Raw genomic sequence first — 16,511 nt, forward strand, 5'->3', positions numbered from 1 at the left:
TGCCATCGGCCGCATCATCGAAACCTTCACCCCAGTCGAGTGCGCCAACCACTTCGCCGCCGCCGGCTATGACGCAGACTGATGGGAAAACGCTCTAGGAGAGCAAGCCAGTGCAGGAGCGTTTTGCAGTCATCTACGTCGTCGAATGGATGGGCACGCCTCGTGAGAGGTACTTCCCCTCTCTCGCAGTTGCCCTCAACTTTGCTGGTCGCATCACAACGGACGGCACCACCGCCTACCCTGGTGTAGCTACCATCGTCCGCATGATACGGGCGCACGAGCATTGTGCCTGGGAAGAGGACCAGAGTTTCGAGGTCATCGAAGTGAGTGGCTGGAAGCACCCCCTGAAGCTCCGCCATAGTGCCATGCTGGATCAGGTTTGGGGGCACGTATAGTTCAGCAACGGCCGGTAGGTTAACTCAGACAGGAAATCCTTCGCACGATGGTGGCGACTACCATAGGACACAACGGTGCGGTCTCGATAATGCCCTCAGGCATAGGGGTGACAATCTGTTCAGTGCCGCGGCCTGGCAGTGCCAGCGCGACGGTCACTCCGAAAGTATCACGCCACCATAGTTGATTGGCGTCCCATGCGACGGGCCGCGCCCTGCTGGCAAGCGTGCGAGTTCCGTGCTGTCACAATCGTTCTCGGCTGAACGCACAACATCAAAACCAAAACGATTGTAAAAAGTGAGCAGCCGTTCGCGGCCAGCCAATACGATGAGGCGAACTGGGCGGCCTGCGCGGTCGGCATAGCTGCACAGTGCGCTAAGTACTTCGCTGCCTGTCCCTGGCAGCGCACACGGGCGGCGGCAGAGCCATTCGAGTTCGATGCCGTTCAGCCCATCTTGCACTCTCAACTGAACCCCGAGCCGGTCGGCGTAGTCCCGTAGCGTGTCGATCTCAGCCGATGCGCTCTCGGCCGCAGCATGCCTCGGCGATGCGATGCATAGAAGCTCTCCTTTACTGCACAACAGGCTCAGCGGCGGCGTGGTTGCACGCAACCCAACCATCACGAGCGGTCATCCTGGCTGGAGGCTGTTTGGGACCGTGGAGGCTTTGCCGGTCCGCATGGCGCTGAATGGGAGACCTGAGGCAGTCCACTACACATAGGCTTATCCGGTAACAGATCGGCCGCCATCGTCGCCAGGAGCAGGCCGATGCAGGTTTCTTTGGCTATAAGGTGCCCGCTGGATGCGTCATGAGCCCCGATGCCGGTGTCGTCGCGGGCAATCCAGAAATGCCTGCCAGCCAGGGTGAGGGTGGCAACTTCTTTGCGACTTTGGTCGATGAAGATGTCGGCCCTCGCACCAGAAACCGCTGCCACAAAGCGCTGTAAACAACCGCGCTCAGCATCCCAAAGCCTTCGTGGGTAAGGGAAGGGAAGGACGGCACCGCGGCGCATGTTGGTTTTCCTAAACTGCCGCCTTCAACCATAAATTGTGATTGGGCGCATATACAACGTCTGGCTTCCCGACCCCCAAGGGTGATGCAGGAAAAGCACACTGAGCAGGGCTACCTTGAGTTGTCTCCCCGGTAGGATTGGACGCCTATCCTCTACCTCTGATAGAAATACGTCCGTCAAACCTTTGTTGTCTGGGAAGTGGCACCATGCAGGTTGCGCCGATTTTCACTGAAGCTGATTACAAGCGGGCTCTGGATGAGATTAGGCGCCTCGTTGCCGCTGAACCCGATCTTGGAATGCCGGACGGAGAATGGCTGGAAGCCCTAACCTCCGCTGCCCAGGTGTTCGAGGAAGGCCACCGCCTTTTGGACCCCGCCGATATCGCGGCTCGGTAAGCAGCCGTCGCTCGCACCGCAGTTGCCGAGGAATGTAGCATGCAGTGGAATTTGGCCGTCATATCAGGGCAGGTGGGCTCAGCCGCGCTCAACCCACGTGGACCTGCTGACAGCACTCCTTCCGATCTGCTGCATCTAGGCAGGTCCAACACCTGTGAGGATCAGCCACTCAGAACGGCAGTGACCAGCCCTGCTAATAATGTCCGCGACCTATGGGCGGAAGTGAGGCGCCATTGGCTCGGTGAAACGTTGCCAGCCTGATCATACATTCCGACGACCAAGACGCGCTGTTCTGCTGCACGGCGGTAATAAGCGTTCGCCTTAGACATTGTGCTCTCCCTCCAACCATGCTTTGCGCTTGGGTAGGTGGGGCTACGAGGTCATACGGCAGAGGCAGATCGCTGGACCTTCGTCGCTTTATCCAGCCTCAAGCTCCATAAAGCCGCGGGTCGGCGCAAGCATGGAAGGAGGACGTAGCCAAGCGCACGGCGAGTTTGGCCACCCTTGTCTAGATCGGCTGGACCATTGGGCTGGCCTACTGGCGTGCGTGACAGCAAGCAAGACCTGGGTGCCATCGTCTGGCAGGCCCAGGGCCATACCCCGGCCGGAGGACCGGCAACATGACGATCCTGACCTTATATTCCACGACCTTCTCGGCCGCGAGGTTGCTGAGATCGTGCTAGTCAACACCACCACGCGATGCCGCTTCACACGATCCTTGGGGGCCGCCTGCTGTGCGCACCGCAATGGCCTGTGTTGGTGTCGTTCCTCTACCTGAGCATCGGCGTCTGGCCGCCCGTTCGATCGACAGGAATGTGGGCGAACACGTCCCTGCTGCGATCTTGACGCTGCATCATGCAAGCGCAAGAGCGCTTGCAACAGCCGCGCAGTGGGTAGCCCGCTTAGGTCCAGTGCGGCTCGCCCTTGGCGAGAAACCAATTCCGAACACCGTTTTCAAGAGGCTGCCGGACTCGCCGGTCGCCCCCGAAGCTTACTACCAGATGTTATCCGAGGCCGTGTAGCTGACATCGTAGAGCGTGATCGAGGTGTTGGGGTTGATGTTCAGTGCCCCGACAACAGCATCAACGCCACCATGGGTGAAATCCTCGCCGACGTTTTTGGTGATAGTCCCATAGACCTCGCCATCGACTGCGTAGGTGAGCTTCCCCGGCTGCCAGTCGAGCGTATACGTATGCACCTTGCTCTCGTCGAGCCCGTCATAGGTGACGGTCCGGTAGCCGTCGCCACCATCTGACTTTTCGTGATGCGCGGTTCCATAAGCACGGCCGTTGTGGATTTCAACCACATCCATCTCCGTACCCGGCCACTCGTCATTGCCCGGCCAGAGCAGCGCAGCAGGCCCCTGCTGATTGCCCTTCATCGAGAGAGTGAACTCGTAAGTTCCATAGCCATTGCCGGCAGAATCGCCAGATGGCCGCTGCATGATTCCCGAATAACCGGTCAGCGTAACCTGCCCGTCCTTGCTGGTATCGACGCTGCCCCAGGTGTGGTTGAGAATACCGACGCTGTTATCGAAGCTCTCAAAGAAGTCTGCCAATTTACGATCTCACATCTGATTCTGTCATGATAAGTGAACGGTTCTCCGCACACACGAAGAGGTGCTAGAGGCGTTGGAGAGGGGGAGTCAACACATCAATTGTGCTGACAGGCGAGGTCATTGTCGATCGGGACTAGAGTTGCAAACAATCCGCGATACAGATCGCGTGCGGTATTGCCAAGTTGTTGGGTTGATGGATGCGTTTGACCGCGCGGCACGACACCTGTCGTGCTTACGCAGCCATCTGGACGCACGTCTCCTGACGCCAGATTCGGAAGGCCTTGGCGCGGTCATCGCGGTACTCAGCAGCCGTCATCAGATGCCGCCGCGGACGGAAATGGCCATAGATCATCGCTTGGGATGATAAGAAGCGCTGCGCCTGCTTCGGCGACTTGAACCGCTGCATCTGCCGCTCCCGGCGCCGCGTCGGCCTATGAGAGTTCTCGGCGCGGTTATTCAGGTAGCGACTGGTCCGGTGCTTCACCTGGTGCAAGATGTCACGGTGCGCAACGCCGTAGCTGCGCAGGCCCTCGGTGACGAGGCGCTTCGGCTTGTACTTCAGCCCAGCGAGCAGGCGCTTGAAGAAGCGCTTGGCTGCTGTGGCGTTCCTGCGGCCCTGAATGAATATGTCGAGGACCACGCCGTGCTGATCGACGGCGCGCCAGACATAGTGCAGCTCGCCATTGATTTTCAGGAACACCTCATCGAGGCGCCAAGTGTCGCCCGGCTTGGGCCGGCGGCGGCGAAGCTTACGGGCGAAATCGGCTCCGAACTTGAGGCACCACTGCCTTATGCTCTCGTGGGTGACCGTGATGCCCCGTTCGGCCAGAAGCAGTTCGACGTCCCGGGAGCTCAGGCTGAAGACATGGTAGAGCCAGACCGCGTGACTGATGATCTCGGCCGGAAAGCGGTATCCGGGATAAGTGGCGGGCTCTGGCGTCATCAACCCAGCTTGGCCCAGCCGCCTCGTTCCGGATAGAAGCCGACAACTTGGCAATGCCTCGGCCACCACAAGGGTGAGAGGAGCACAGAGCCGCCCGCCCTTCGCCGCTCAGCAAGCAAGCTCGTCTGCACGGCGGGAAGAGGGGCGAGCGGCGTGCTCGTGAGCGGGCTGGGAGGCCTGCCTAGAGCTGCGGCCGGGATGGCGGCTTGGCATTTCTTTAGGACGACAGCCTGACGGCCTCCCACCTTGAACTCCGTCGCGCACGACGAGGTCCGGCACACTCACCGCGATGGCGCAGCACGGATTTACGGCGTCGGACCAGTCCGTTCTACGGTGCACTCCTCTCGATATTCCAAAGGACCGGGAAGCCAAAATCGACGACGCCGCGAAGCTCGGCCCGCCATACGGCCGGGCTGGCGAACTGGCCGGCCAGTGGGAAGATCGCCTGGTCGATCGAAATGCGCTGCAATTCGCCCGCGACCTCCCTTTGCCTCTCCGGGCTCCGCTCCGCCTCGAAGCGTTCGATAACCGGCGTCATCCCCGACACGCAGTAGCCCCAGGGTTGGTTGTTAGTGCAGTTGTAGCCGATGCTCGGGTTGCTCAGCGGGTTCGCCAGGTCGAAGCCGGTGTAAATGATCGGCAGGAGGCTCCAGCCGCCCTGGTCGAGCGGCCGGCGCTGGATCCAGCGCTGGGCAAGCGAGGACCAGTCGGAGGTCTGCACATCGAGATTGAAGCCGGCCTGCTTCAGCCGGTCGATCATGACGAGGCCGATGGGGTTAATCAGCGCCGAATCGCCCGGCTGCATCAGCACTACCCGCTCGCCTTTAGCCTGACTGGCGAAGCAGCTCCTGCGCGCGGGCGATGCTCGTGTTGCGCATCGGCTCGGTGCCCGTCTCGCTGGAATAGAAGGTGCCGCAGGCATAAAGCGACTGGCAGTCGGGACGTGCGAAATCGGTCGGGACGCCCTCCGCCGCGATGATCTCACCGCGGTCCATCACTTGCTGTACGGCGCGGCGGACCAGAACATTGTCAAAGGGCGGCTGGTGATAGTTGATGCTGATGCCGCCGACGATCTCGGCGCCGCCGCGGGCGCGGCTCAGCACCAGGTTGCGGTCGCGGGTGAAGTTGCGGATATAGTCGATGGGCGCGTATTCCAAATAGTCGACCTCGCCGCGCTGAATGGCCGCGGCGCGCAGGCCGGGATCGGGCATGTTGACGAATTCCACCCGCTCCATCGTCGGCACCTTGCCCCCGGCCAGCCCGTCGGCCGGTTCCTCCCGCGGCCGATAGCGCGGGTTCCGCACGAAGACCGTCCGCTCGCCAGGAATCCATTGTTCGCGCACGAAGAGGAACGGGCCCGATCCGACAACCTCCGCCACCGGCGTCGTCGGCGGCGTATTGGCCGCTAAGCGGGCCGGCATGATGAAGGGTACTTGCACGCTCGGCTTGCCCAGCGCCTCCAGCACCAGCCCGAAGGGTCGAGCGAGTTCCAGCACGAAGGTCCTGGCGTCTAGTACGCGCATCTCCTTCGTCGCCGCCATGAGCCGGCGGCCGAGCGAGTCGCGCGCACCCCAACGCCTGAGGGATGCGACGCAATCTTCCGCGGTCACCGCTGCGCCATCGCTGAATTCCAGGCCGTCACGCAAGGTGAAGGTCCAGGTCAGCCCATCCTCGCTCGTGCGCCAGTTGTCCAGCATCTGCGGGCGGTAGCGGCCCTGGCTGTCGACCGCCACCAGCGTGTCGAACACCATGTAGGAGAAGTTGCGGGTGACGAAGGAGGGACCCGCCACCGGGTCGAGGGTCTGCAGCCCGACATTCAGCACGAGACGCAGCGGCCTCTGTTGCTGCTGCGCGCCCGCCGGGAGAGGGGCGAGCGAGGTCGCGGCCAGCAGCGCCATCGCAAGGGCGGTGCGGGGCTTCAGGAACGAGAACGCCATGGCATCATCCTTTCGGTCAGCGGGGCTGCTCGGACAGGCAGGTCAGGGGTTTGGATCGAAAGCCGTGCGCAATCCGCGGGCTTCAAGGAGAGGCATCACCTCGGCGAAGCGGTGGAGCCCGTCCACGAAGTCGACCCAGGTGAGGAGGACGCCGTCCAACCCGGCATCCGAGAGCTCCTCAAGGCGTGCCGCGATGTCGCCGGCCGTGCCGATCAGGGCGGAACCGCCGGCTCCGGCGGCGAAGCGCTGACGGAAGGCTCGCGCCGCCTCGGGCGATTTCAGGATCCCGGTCTGCGAGCCGACGCCCGCGGTCCAGGCGTCGAGACTCGGGGCATCCTCCATCTCGATGGAGTAGTGGTGCAGATAGGCTTCCGCCTCGCCGCGCGTGGCGCGCTGCACGCAGTAGGCATAGGTCCAGACCTGGACCTCGCGGCCGTAGTCCCGCTTTGCCATTTCCTTGTAATCGGCGATCTGCGCCGCGATCTTCGCGGTGTCCTCCGAGCGCAGGATCAGGAAGCAGATATCGGCGTGTTCGCAAGCGAAGCGCTGGCCGCGATCGGAGCCGCCGGCATTGATGATGGGCGGCCCGGGCTGCTGCAGGGGCTTCGGCATGGAGGAGCCGCGCCGGACCTTGAAGAAGCGGCCCTCATGGTCGAACTCCGCCTCTTCACGCCAGAGGCGCTGGATGATCCTGAGCCACTCCTCCAGATGGTCGTAGCGCGCGTCGTGCTCGGCCATGGCGGCGCCGAACATTTCCAGCTCCGGCTTGTTCCAGCCGCCAACCACGTTCAGCGCGAAGCGGCCGTCCGCGATGATGTCGATGGTGGCGCACTGCTTCGCAGCGGTGACCGGGTGCATGGTGGGCGCATGGGAGGTGGCGATGACGGAGAGGTGCCGGGTCGCCTGCGCGATCCCCGCGCACCAGGTAAAGGGATCGAGGGTGATGCCGCTGGGATGCGCGGTCTCGCCCGCGATGTATCCCTTCCAACGGGCATAGGCGAGCACAGCCTCGAAGCCCAGCGCGTCGGCTAGGCGGGCGGTGTCCACCGAGGCCTTCCAGGTTGGGCGGTAGGCTTCTAGCACCAGGGTCTGCGCGGCGCCCTTGCCGTTCGTCCCGAAGATGCCGAGCTTCATCCGGTTGACGCCTAGCAGCGGGTTCCGCTGCCGGGTGGCATCGAGCGCGGCCATCAGGCGGCGACCGCCTTCACATTGGCCGCCACCCAGCGCGCGAGGCCGGCCAGCGCCGCGTCGGTATGGCGCTGGCCGATGAGTTGTATGCCGACCGGAAGGCCGCCGACGGCGAGGAGCGGGAGGGTGATGGCGGGCGAGCCGAGGACGGAAGTGGCGGCGTTGTAGGCGGGGAGGCCGGTCGTGTGGGTGACGCCGGAATCCTTGACCTTGTTCTCCATCAGCGGCGCCGGACCGACCGAGGAGAGGCTGATCAGTCCATCGGCCAAGTGGCCGATCGCCGCGAAGGCACGCCGCGCCGTCTCGCGCTGCATCAGCACCAGGCGGTAGTCCTCAATTGTCATGCCGCGGGCAAGGTCGAGGCGTGACATCATGCTCTCGCTCAGCCCGGTTCCGAAGCGCTCAACCAAGTTCTCCAGCGTCCAGCGCAACTCGTAGCCGCAGACATCGCGGCAGATCGCCAGGCTATCCCCGATTGCGCGCTCAAAATTCTCGATCAGCGGGTTGTCGCCGCGGCGCAGGATGGTGACGCCGACATCGCGCAACTGGCCGAGGAGCCGGTCGAAGGCGCCGGCGGTGGCCGGATCTGTCATGGCCCAGCCCTCGGCTTCCATCACGATCAGCCGGCCGGGCTTCGTCGGCGGGCGGAGGGCAGCCTCGCCGTAGAGACCGGGCTCGCCCGGGTCGCCGCCGGAGCGGAGGCCCATCTCGTAGAGGACGCTCCACATGTCGATCAGGTCGCCGGCATGGACGCCGATATGACTCTGGCTGAAGCCGAGCCGCTCGCCGCGGTGGATGGCGCCGAAGCTCGGCTTGATAGCGGTGTTCGCGCAGAATCCGGCCGGACGGATGATGGAGCCCACCACCTGCGTCCCCAGCGCGGCCGGCACCATCCCCGCCCCGATCACGGCGGCGGAGCCGGAGGAGGAGCCGCCTGGCGTGTGGTCGGGGTTGAACGGGTTGGTGGTGGGGCCGGGATGGGACATGCCCAGCTCCGTCGTCACCGTCTTGCCGAGGATGATGGCGCCGGCCTGGCGCAGAGCGAGCACGCTGGCGCTGTCCGTCTTGGTCTGCACGCCCTTAAAGAGGGCCGTGCCCTGCTCCGTCGGCATGTCCTTCGTCTGCAGGATGTCCTTGATGCCGATCGGCATGCCGTCGATGGTCGAGAGCGCGCGCCCGGCCTTGTAGCGGGCCGTCGCCGCATCGGCGGCGGCGCGGGCGCCGGCCTCGTTCAGCGTCACCCAGGCGCGCACCACGGGCTCGCGCGCTGCGATCACTTCGAGGCAGCGCTCCAGATAGGCGCGGGGGGTGTCGCTGCCGTCCTGAAAGCGCGGCACGGCATCGTGGAAGGTCAGCGGCCGGAAACCGGCGGGGTCGTAGCCCGTGGCGCGGGGGGCGCCGGCCGAGTAGGTGTCAGGCGTCATGTGCGGCGCTCCATGCTTCGGCCACCTCGGTGCCGGTGGCGAACCAGACATTGGGGAAGGATCTGATGAAGCCGATTATTTCGCGTAGCAGCGCGATACGGCTGGGCCGGCCGATGACCTGCGGATGCATGACGAGGTTGTAGAGCCCGCCCCAGCGATAGATCTCGCGGAACTCGTCCTGGAAGATCTCGAGGATATGGCTGTTCGGAAAGATCGGCCGCGGCGACTTGATGGAGAAGTAGCCGCGCGGGACGACGCCCACGACGCGCTTCAGCGCCTCCAGCCCCCGCTCCATCTCCTCGACTTCCTTCTCCGGATAGTCGGGATCGATCCAGTTGTGGGAATAGCTGTGGTGCGCCACCTCATGCCCACCGGCGACGATCATCTCCGTGCGCTGGGGGTGGTGCTCGGCGGTCCAGCCGGGGACAAAGAAGGTGGCCTTGAGGCCTTCGTCCCGCAGCGTCTCCAAGATCTTCGGCACGCCGACCTTTGCGCCATAGACGCCCTGGCTGAGGATGCCGGGGCGCCGTGCGTTGGCCGGATCGCGCGAGGTCCAGAGTGTCTCCGCGTCGAAGTCGAAGGTGAGCATGACGGCGATGCGCGCGCCGCCGGGCCAGTTGACGCTCTTGTCGATCATCCCATGGTGTCCTCTCCGGGAGCGCGCGGCGGGTTGCGAGCCGTCGTCCAGCCGCCATCGACGGCAATCACTTGGCCGGCAATGAAGGAGGCGTCGTCGGAGGCCAGGAAGGCGACCACGGAGGCGATCTCCTCCGGCCGCCCCGCGCGGCGCAGCGGCGTCGGCTCGATGATGGCCCGGATGTAGTAGGGCTTGGTCAGGTGCCGCTCCGTCATCGCCGTCTCGATGACGCCGGGCGCGATGGCATTCACCAGGATGCCCTCCGGCCCGAGCTCCGAGGCGAGCTGGCGCGTGAACTGCGCGACGCCGGCCTTGGCGACAGCATAGGCGGTCGTCCCGGGATAGCCGGACAGCGCGAGGGTCGAAGAGATGTTGACGATCCGCCCGCCGGGCCGGGTGAGGTGGGGAGCGACGTCGCGCGTGACGCGCAGGACGGCCTTCAAGTTGGTGTCGATGAACCGGTCGATCAGCTCGTCGTCCGACTCCGCCAACGACTTCGAGCCGCCGATTCCGGCATTGTTCACGAGGATGTCGATGCGGCCGAAGGTGGCGAGCGCCGCGCGAGCCAGCGCCTCGCCGGCGCCCCTGGCGCTGATATCGAGTTCGAGGAAGGAGGCGCCGATGCCGGCCGCCGTCGCCGCGACCTCCGGGAGGCGATCGGCGAGCAGTACCTTGGCGCCTTCAGCAACGAGACGACCGGCGGTGGCAGCGCCGATGCCGCGTGCCGCGCCGGTGACGATGGCGGCGCGGCCTTGCAGCCGTCGGAGGTCAGGCAAGACGGCCTCCACTGGTAGGCCGCGCTTGCTGTTCGGTAGAGGTTACATAGTAAAGCATCGGTCCTCCCGGTCTTTCGTATTGACTATCAATACGATCGAATGGTACTTCGATGCTAACGATGGGAAGTGTGGCGTGTCAAAGACAAATGCGCATCGGCCGATGCCGGCCGAGGATCCGGACCCGCGCCTCTATGTGCAGGCGGTCGAGAAGGCGTTCCGCGTGCTGGAGGTCTTCGGCAGTCGGCACCATCCGCTCTCGCTGGCGGAGGTCGCCGAGGCGTCCGGGATGGACAAGAGCGGCGCGCAGCGCATGTGCTACACGCTGCGGCGCCTTGGGTACCTAGCGGTCGACGTGCATGGACGCGGCCATGTTCCGGGCCTGCGCCTCATGGACCGGTCTTACGACTTCCTACGGATGCATCCGCTGGTGCAGCGCGCCACGAGTCCGCTCATGGACCTGCGGCGGACTACGCAGGAACGCGTCGACCTGAGCCTGCCAGACGACCTCTCGATCATTTACGCGGTGCGGCTGCAGAGCAAGCGGGAAACCTTCGCCGCGACGCTGGTCGGCCGCCGCCTTCCAACCTTCGCCTCCTCCGGCGGCAGGGCGATGCTGGCCTACCGAAGCGACGAGGAGGTCGAGAACGTCCTGCTCCGCTCCGACCGGCGAGCGATGACATCGAAGACGGTGGTGGATCTGCCAGGGCTGCACGCCAAGGTCACCGAGGCGCGCGCGCTCGGCTACGCGCTGGCGGTGGAGGAGTGGTTTCTCGGCGAGATCGTGCTGGCGGCGGCGATCACCGACGAGGCGGGCAGGCCCGTAGGGGCGATCCACATCGCCGCATCGCTCTCCGAATGGGAGGTAGAGGAGTTCCGCAAGCGGATGGCCCCGCTCGCCATGGAAGCCGCCCGGGCCCTAAGCGGCGGATGACGCGCGGCGTCTGAGGCGTCTCTCCAACTCCTATTGCCGGCTGATCAATTCAACTTTTTCGCCTTCGGCTAACGAGTGATCGATGTACTCGGTGCTTGGTGCAGACGGTAGTGTTCAAGTCCAGGCCGGTACTGCCGGAACTAAAAAGCCAGCGGATCTGCGCGTCGATATCCGTTGTTAAACGGTCGCGGGCACGCGTCAGTATCCCAGCAGCAATCAGCATTTGTTGGATAAGGCGCGTTATCGAGGCTACATCAGCGAAGTGGGCTATGCTGTTCGCCTCCTCAGCGACCATTTGAGAATGGGTTGGCGCGGTTGCGGCAGCGTGATTCAAGCTCGGGATGTGGACCCGAGAGACGCGTTGCCGGATGGTCGAGGTTGCCCGCAAAACGAAGCGCTACCCGTCTGACCTCACCGATGAGGAGTGGGTACAGGTCGAGCCGTTGATGCCACGTGCCTCGCGTCGGGGCCGCAAGCCCTCGGTGAACCTGCGCGAGGTGCTGAACGCGATCCGCACCTGACTTTACCCTGTAGAAGCGGTCCGCTGGTAATGTGAGACTGGCGAGCGCTGGAGGGTTTGGAGATGGCGAGGAAGCATCACAAGCCGGAGGAGATCGTGGCCAAGCTTCGGCAGGTCGAAGTGTTGCTAGCGCAGGGCAAGACGGCGGCCGAGCCGGTGCGCACGATCGGGGTGACGGAGCAGAGCTATTACCGCTGGCGAAGCGAGTATGGCGGCCTGAAGCTGGATGAGGTGATGCGTCTGGAGCAGCTGGAGCAGGAGAACGGTAGGCGGCACCGTCAGGTTGAGCGGACTTGGCGGGCTGGTCCACGTCAGGTAGGCAGCCGAAATGAGCTCACCAGCCGCCAAGCCTCTCTATGCCGGCTACCGTTTCCCGGCTGAGGTGATCAGCCAAGCGGTCTGGCTCTGTTTCCGCTTCCCGCTCAGCTTGCGCATGGTTGAGGAGATGCTGGCGGCACGCGGCATCGTGGTCAGCCATGAAACCGTGCGGCAGTGCGCTCTCAAGTTCGGCCAGGAGTTCGCCAATCAGATCCGGCGACCGCCCCGCGCCGGAGACAAGTGGCACCTCGACGAGGTTGCGATCAAGATCACTGGGGTCCAGCACTGGCTCTGGCGTGCCGTGGATCAGGCCGGGATGGTGCTCGACATGCTGGTCCAGCGCCGGCGCGACAAGCGTGCGGCCAAGCGCCTGCTGCGGAAGTTGTTGAAGCGGCAGTGCCGGGCGCCCCGCGTCATAATCACCGACAAGCTCCCGAGCTACGAGGCGGCCAAGCGTGAGGTGATGCGCGATGTCGAGCACCGCCAGCACAAGGGCCTCAAAAACCAGGCTGAGAATTCATACCAGCCGACGCGACGACGAGAGCGACAGATGAAGCGCTTCAAGTTAGCGCGGCAGGCACAGCGCTTCCTCTTCGCCCACGACCAGATCGCCAACCTTTTCCATCTCCGCCGCGACCACGTCACCGCCAGTGAGCACCGAGCCGCAAGGGCGCGTGCGTTCGAGGCGTGGGCCGACATCAGCGGGGTTACCACCGCAACCTGAACTGCGCTCCCGCATCGCGCTCGGCCAGCCAACTCGGTCAGTCCTGGGTCAACAACTTGACGATGCCCATGCGACCTTAACCGGAACACGGTGCCAAGCGGCGTTCAGATATCCCTTCCAATTCTAGGTGTCATCCGGCAGCGCTGGCTGCGTTTGACCCGCGCTATCCCATGCCCGGACCACCAAATCATGCTCCCCCTGGTGGCAGGGCAACCTGCATGGTCCATAAAGTCCAGCTCCAGGGTGCGGCGGAGTCATGCTGCAGTTCCGCCTGACGCCAGTTTCGGCCGCCATCGACGGACACATCCACTCGTGCGACCTGCCTCGCCGTCGCCACGGCCCAGCCGCGCAGCGTGACAGTGCCAGCTTTCAGGTTGGCAAACGGCTCAGGGTCGCAAATGGCGGCGTTCAGCGGCATTTCGTTGATGGTCATGCCCTTTTCCCAGTCCGCAGTCCCCTCGCTGACCTGCGGCGGGAACAGCTTGTAGTCCCGCGCCTGCGGTTTGGCGTCGCTTGGCCGATCCTGCACGCTCACTTCGGCCAGCCATTTTGCGCTGCGCACCCCCGCGAAGCCCGGCACGACGGCGCGTAAGGGAAGGCCATGCTGGGGTGTAGGGCCTCACCGTTCATCTCGAAGGCGAGGAGAACTTCTGGCGCCATCGCCTTGGCCATGGGGATGGATACGCCGAAGCGAAATCGCTCGTCATTGACCTTACAGTCATCGAGGGAATTGAAGGCAACGTGAAGTCCGGCGCCGTCATCTACGCCTGCTGCCCGCAATACGTCAGCGAGCACAATGCCGCCCCGCCTGGCGTTCCCGATGGCACCGGCCGACCAAGGGTCGCCAGAGACGGGTGCGACCTGGAGTAGGTCGCCTCGCCGGTTGCCGGCGCGCTGCATCACGGCGTTCACCGTATGCCGGGGAAACTCGTGGCGCAGCGCCTCCATCGACAGCTCAAGTGGTTTTTGCACCTTGCCGGTCACTCGCAAGTGATAAGTCGTTGCGTCTAGCCGGGGAATCTCTCCATGGCTGCGAACGTAGAACTCCGACTGCGGCGTGACGTAATCGGAGATCGGCTGCCTGAGATGCGGTTCGGCGTTGAACGGGTCCACCGAACGCACGATCAGACCGGAGTTGATTCCGAATGGGCACAACATGCCTGCGCTCCCAGGCTCTGGTTCAGCAACGCAGCCGCAGGTCAGCGGGTCCACGGCGCTATGACGCGCTTGATGACGACCCACCAGCCGTCAAGCCAAGCTCATTCTCAAGGCGATGCCCAAACGGCCTCAACGCTCGCGCAGCGAGTCCAGAATGGGCCTTGATGATCCATAGCCATGCTACCCGGGCTGGAAGAGGCTAATGGATGGGGCGGTCACCGTCGATCTGAGAACCAAGCCCTGCCATTGGAATGGTGGTCGACCCGGGGGCGGGCATAGACCTTGGCTGAAGCACTGCCTTGGCCGCCCTGGTGCCGGCACATGATCCTTGCAGCAAAGCATATGTTTTCGCTTCTGAAGTGGACGATCGTAGGAGCGTGACGCATTCTTCTGGTTCGACAGAGAGGGCATATCGTGCGGCGGAGGGTTGCGCTTCTAGGTCCGGGCCTAACTTGGCTCGCCGCCCCAGCCGTGGCGCAGCGAGCGCCGTCGGACTGGCAGCCGATCCGGTCAATCACCACCGTCGTGCCGTTTCCACCAGGTAGGACAACGGACGTGATAGCTCGGCTGGTCGCTGGCTCCATGTCGCAGTCCTTGGGCCATCCGGTCGTCGTGGAGAACCGACTGGGCGGCGGTGGGACCGTCGGTAGCGCGGCAGTGGTCAGAGCCGCACCGGATGGTCACACTTTGCTCATGGGTACCATCGCCACGCATGGGATCATCCCTGGCCTGTTCGCGCAGACACCCTACGATGCGGTGGTTGACTTCACGGCGTTGAGCCAGACTGCGAGCCAGATGTACGTCCTGGTGGTTCATCCCAGCGTACCCGCTCGCACGGTTCAGGAGTTGGTCGCATTGGCGAAGCGCCAGCCTGGTCGGTTGAATTATGCTAGCGCTGGCAACGAGACCGCCGGTCATCTTTTCGCTGCGATGTTCTGTGGGCTCGCGGACGTTGACATGGTTCATATTCCCTATCGTGGTGCCGGCCCCGCAATGAGCGATCTGCTTGGTGGCCAGGTGACTGTCACATTCGATGTGCTTCTGACCACGGCGGACCACATCCGTGAGGGGCGGTTGCGCGCGTTGGCCGTCACGGCCCCACATCGTAGCTTGGCGCTGCCGGACGTGCCGACGCTGGCCGAGAGCAGCTTTCCCAGTTTCGATGCTGTAGGTTGGAACGGGCTTTTCCTGCCCGCCCACATGCCGTCGGCTGTTGTCGCACGCCCAGCCCATGAGGTCCGGGACGCGCTCCACCGTCCTGACGTGAAAGCTCAGGTCGAACGCCAAGGTGCTGAGGTGGTGGGCAGCACCCCTGAAGCCTTTGCTCGCTTCGTTCGAGCTGAAATCGTGCGTTGGGCCGAGGTGGTCCGAAGTCATGGGATTAAAGTCGAATGAGTGGGCCGCTGGCTGGAATTCGCATCCTAGACATCTCGACCATCATCGCCGGCCCCTGGTCGTCGACGCTGCTTGCGGATCTCGGCGCCGAGGTGCTGAAGGTGGAATTGCCCGGCGCCGGCGATGGCCTACGGGCATTGGCGCCGCACAAAGACGGGATCCCGTTGTGGTGGAAGGTAACCAACCGCAACAAGCGCGGCATCAGCCTCGACCTGCGCAAGCCTGCCGGCAAGGCTCTCTTCGAACAGCTGCTGCCCCGCTACGACGTGCTGGTTGAGAACTTCCGCCCCGGCACCTTGGACAAGTGGGGGCTGCCGATCGATCGTCTCCGGGAGTTGGCGCCGCGCTGTGTGGTGCTTCGCGTCACGGGTTTCGGCCAAACCGGACCTTACAAGGACCGCCCCGGCTTCGCCCGGGTCTTCGAAGCCATGTCCGGTCTGTTGAACATCACCGGCGATCCGGACCGTCCACCACTGCATGCTGGTTTTCCCATCGCGGATGCTGTGGGCGGTCTGTTCGGCGCACTCGGCATCCTCGCTGCGCTCCGACATCGTGATGCCACCCCGAATGTGCCAGCACAGGAGATTGACCTCTCGATGCTTGAGGCCATGTGGCGGGTGCTCGATTTCTTGCCGGTTGAATATCAGCAACTCGGCGTCGTTCGCGAACGCAGCGGCAACAACAGCCAGTACAGCGGTCCGAGCAATGTTTACCGTGCGAGGGATGGTCGGTGGGTTACTATTCCTGCCAGTACCCAGGCGGTGTTCGAGCGACTGTGCCAAGCTATTGACCAACCATTATTGTCAATCGATCCCCTCTTTCTGACCAACCCCGACCGCGTTCGGAACCGTGCCGCGCTGGATGCCGTGATTGGCCGGGCCATAGGCATGCTGGACTACGAGTCACTGGCCGACGTGCTGGAGAGACACGGGGTCGCCTTCGCTCCTGTTCAGAACACGGCTGATATCTTTGCGGATCCGCACATGCAGGCGCGTCAGGCCATCATCGATGTGCCGGATCCCGATCTTGGATCCCTCGCCATGCAAGCAGTCGTGCCTCGCTTCTCCGCGACACCAGGCGAGGTACGATGCAGCGGCCCCTCGGTCGGTGAACACAATAGCGAAGTATTCTGTGACGAGCTTGGCCTCACGAAAGCACAATTAGCCGACTTGAAGGCCCGGAACGTCGTCTGAGCAGGCAAG

17 protein-coding genes and 3 pseudogenes are annotated in these 16,511 nt (G+C 63.9%); 9 read left to right on the forward strand and 11 right to left on the reverse strand.

The window, feature by feature from the left end; genetic code table 11:
- Positions 1–110: 110 nt before the first annotated feature.
- The gene (locus JMJ56_RS28895; RefSeq protein ID WP_202835216.1) at positions 111–395 is read left to right on the forward strand and encodes a hypothetical protein; all 285 of its coding nucleotides are present in this window, start codon (positions 111–113) and stop codon (positions 393–395) included.
- 153 nt (positions 396–548) lie between these two features.
- On the opposite strand, the gene JMJ56_RS28900 is transcribed toward JMJ56_RS28895, so the two are convergent.
- Entirely contained in the window at positions 549–1,013 is a 465-nt protein-coding gene (locus tag JMJ56_RS28900) for an N-acetyltransferase (RefSeq protein ID WP_202835217.1), read from the reverse strand.
- A 188-nt stretch (positions 1,014–1,201) separates the two neighbouring features.
- Here JMJ56_RS28900 and JMJ56_RS28905 point away from each other — a divergent pair, with 188 nt between their 5' ends.
- Together JMJ56_RS28905 and JMJ56_RS28910 are read left to right on the forward strand one after the other, a co-directional pair.
- Complete coding sequence (locus JMJ56_RS28905) at positions 1,202–1,339, forward strand: hypothetical protein (protein ID WP_202835218.1); 138 nt, start codon at positions 1,202–1,204, stop codon at positions 1,337–1,339.
- A 272-nt stretch (positions 1,340–1,611) separates the two neighbouring features.
- The gene (locus JMJ56_RS28910; RefSeq protein WP_202835219.1) at positions 1,612–1,800 is read left to right on the forward strand and encodes a hypothetical protein; all 189 of its coding nucleotides are present in this window, start codon (positions 1,612–1,614) and stop codon (positions 1,798–1,800) included.
- A gap of 994 nt (positions 1,801–2,794) precedes the next feature.
- On the opposite strand, the gene JMJ56_RS28915 is transcribed toward JMJ56_RS28910, so the two are convergent.
- From JMJ56_RS28915 to JMJ56_RS28945, 8 genes are all read right to left on the reverse strand, one after another.
- Positions 2,795–3,358, reverse strand: coding sequence for a family 16 glycosylhydrolase (locus tag JMJ56_RS28915; protein ID WP_202835220.1), 564 nt, complete (start codon positions 3,356–3,358; stop codon positions 2,795–2,797).
- 232 nt (positions 3,359–3,590) lie between these two features.
- Positions 3,591–4,301 (reverse strand): IS6 family transposase, encoded by a 711-nt coding sequence (locus JMJ56_RS28920; protein ID WP_202835221.1) that lies wholly within the window; start codon positions 4,299–4,301, stop codon positions 3,591–3,593.
- Between the two features lie 328 nt (positions 4,302–4,629).
- Positions 4,630–5,106 carry a periplasmic substrate-binding domain-containing protein gene (locus JMJ56_RS34370; RefSeq protein ID WP_236038777.1) on the reverse strand — a complete coding sequence of 159 codons (477 nt, stop codon included), beginning with the start codon at positions 5,104–5,106 and terminating at the stop codon, positions 4,630–4,632.
- Between the two features lie 19 nt (positions 5,107–5,125).
- Positions 5,126–6,238, reverse strand: coding sequence for an ABC transporter substrate-binding protein (locus tag JMJ56_RS28925; RefSeq protein ID WP_236038779.1), 1,113 nt, complete (start codon positions 6,236–6,238; stop codon positions 5,126–5,128).
- A 42-nt stretch (positions 6,239–6,280) separates the two neighbouring features.
- Positions 6,281–7,426: an LLM class flavin-dependent oxidoreductase gene (locus tag JMJ56_RS28930; RefSeq protein ID WP_202835222.1), complete on the reverse strand. Its 1,146-nt coding sequence runs from the start codon at positions 7,424–7,426 to the stop codon at positions 6,281–6,283.
- The gene (locus tag JMJ56_RS28935; protein WP_202835223.1) at positions 7,426–8,850 is read right to left on the reverse strand and encodes an amidase; all 1,425 of its coding nucleotides are present in this window, start codon (positions 8,848–8,850) and stop codon (positions 7,426–7,428) included. Before JMJ56_RS28935 ends, JMJ56_RS28930 begins: the two co-directional genes overlap by 1 nt.
- Positions 8,840–9,487, reverse strand: coding sequence for a polysaccharide deacetylase family protein (locus JMJ56_RS28940; RefSeq protein WP_202835224.1), 648 nt, complete (start codon positions 9,485–9,487; stop codon positions 8,840–8,842). The genes JMJ56_RS28935 and JMJ56_RS28940 overlap by 11 nt, the downstream gene beginning before the upstream one ends.
- The gene (locus JMJ56_RS28945) at positions 9,484–10,263 is read right to left on the reverse strand and encodes an SDR family NAD(P)-dependent oxidoreductase (RefSeq protein ID WP_202835225.1); all 780 of its coding nucleotides are present in this window, start codon (positions 10,261–10,263) and stop codon (positions 9,484–9,486) included. Before JMJ56_RS28945 ends, JMJ56_RS28940 begins: the two co-directional genes overlap by 4 nt.
- Positions 10,264–10,396: 133 nt before the next feature.
- Here JMJ56_RS28945 and JMJ56_RS28950 point away from each other — a divergent pair, with 133 nt between their 5' ends.
- From JMJ56_RS28950 to JMJ56_RS28965, 4 genes and pseudogenes are all read left to right on the forward strand, one after another.
- On the forward strand, positions 10,397–11,194 hold the full coding sequence (locus tag JMJ56_RS28950; protein ID WP_328702497.1) for an IclR family transcriptional regulator: 798 nt from the start codon (positions 10,397–10,399) through the stop codon (positions 11,192–11,194).
- Between the two features lie 341 nt (positions 11,195–11,535).
- A pseudogene (locus JMJ56_RS28955) lies at positions 11,536–11,706 on the forward strand (transposase); the annotation flags it as partial.
- A gap of 71 nt (positions 11,707–11,777) precedes the next feature.
- Positions 11,778–11,993: pseudogene (locus JMJ56_RS28960) on the forward strand (transposase); the annotation flags it as partial.
- 49 nt (positions 11,994–12,042) lie between these two features.
- Positions 12,043–12,756 (forward strand): IS6 family transposase, encoded by a 714-nt coding sequence (locus JMJ56_RS28965; RefSeq protein WP_202835228.1) that lies wholly within the window; start codon positions 12,043–12,045, stop codon positions 12,754–12,756.
- A 187-nt stretch (positions 12,757–12,943) separates the two neighbouring features.
- Here JMJ56_RS28965 and JMJ56_RS34375 read toward each other — a convergent pair whose 3' ends face one another.
- The gene (locus tag JMJ56_RS34375) at positions 12,944–13,291 is read right to left on the reverse strand and encodes an Ig-like domain-containing protein (RefSeq protein WP_328702498.1); all 348 of its coding nucleotides are present in this window, start codon (positions 13,289–13,291) and stop codon (positions 12,944–12,946) included.
- Positions 13,292–13,321: 30 nt separating this feature from the next.
- Positions 13,322–13,914: pseudogene (locus JMJ56_RS28975) on the reverse strand (molybdopterin-dependent oxidoreductase); the annotation flags it as partial.
- Between the two features lie 555 nt (positions 13,915–14,469).
- Here JMJ56_RS28975 and JMJ56_RS28980 point away from each other — a divergent pair.
- Positions 14,470–15,309, forward strand: coding sequence for a tripartite tricarboxylate transporter substrate binding protein (locus JMJ56_RS28980; RefSeq protein ID WP_328702499.1), 840 nt, complete (start codon positions 14,470–14,472; stop codon positions 15,307–15,309).
- Entirely contained in the window at positions 15,306–16,502 is a 1,197-nt protein-coding gene (locus tag JMJ56_RS28985) for a CaiB/BaiF CoA transferase family protein (RefSeq protein ID WP_202835232.1), read from the forward strand. Before JMJ56_RS28980 ends, JMJ56_RS28985 begins: the two co-directional genes overlap by 4 nt.
- Positions 16,503–16,511: the final 9 nt, after the last annotated feature.

It is taken from the genome of Belnapia arida (assembly GCF_016773205.1).
GTDB classification, from domain to species: Bacteria; Pseudomonadota; Alphaproteobacteria; order Acetobacterales; family Acetobacteraceae; genus Belnapia; species Belnapia arida.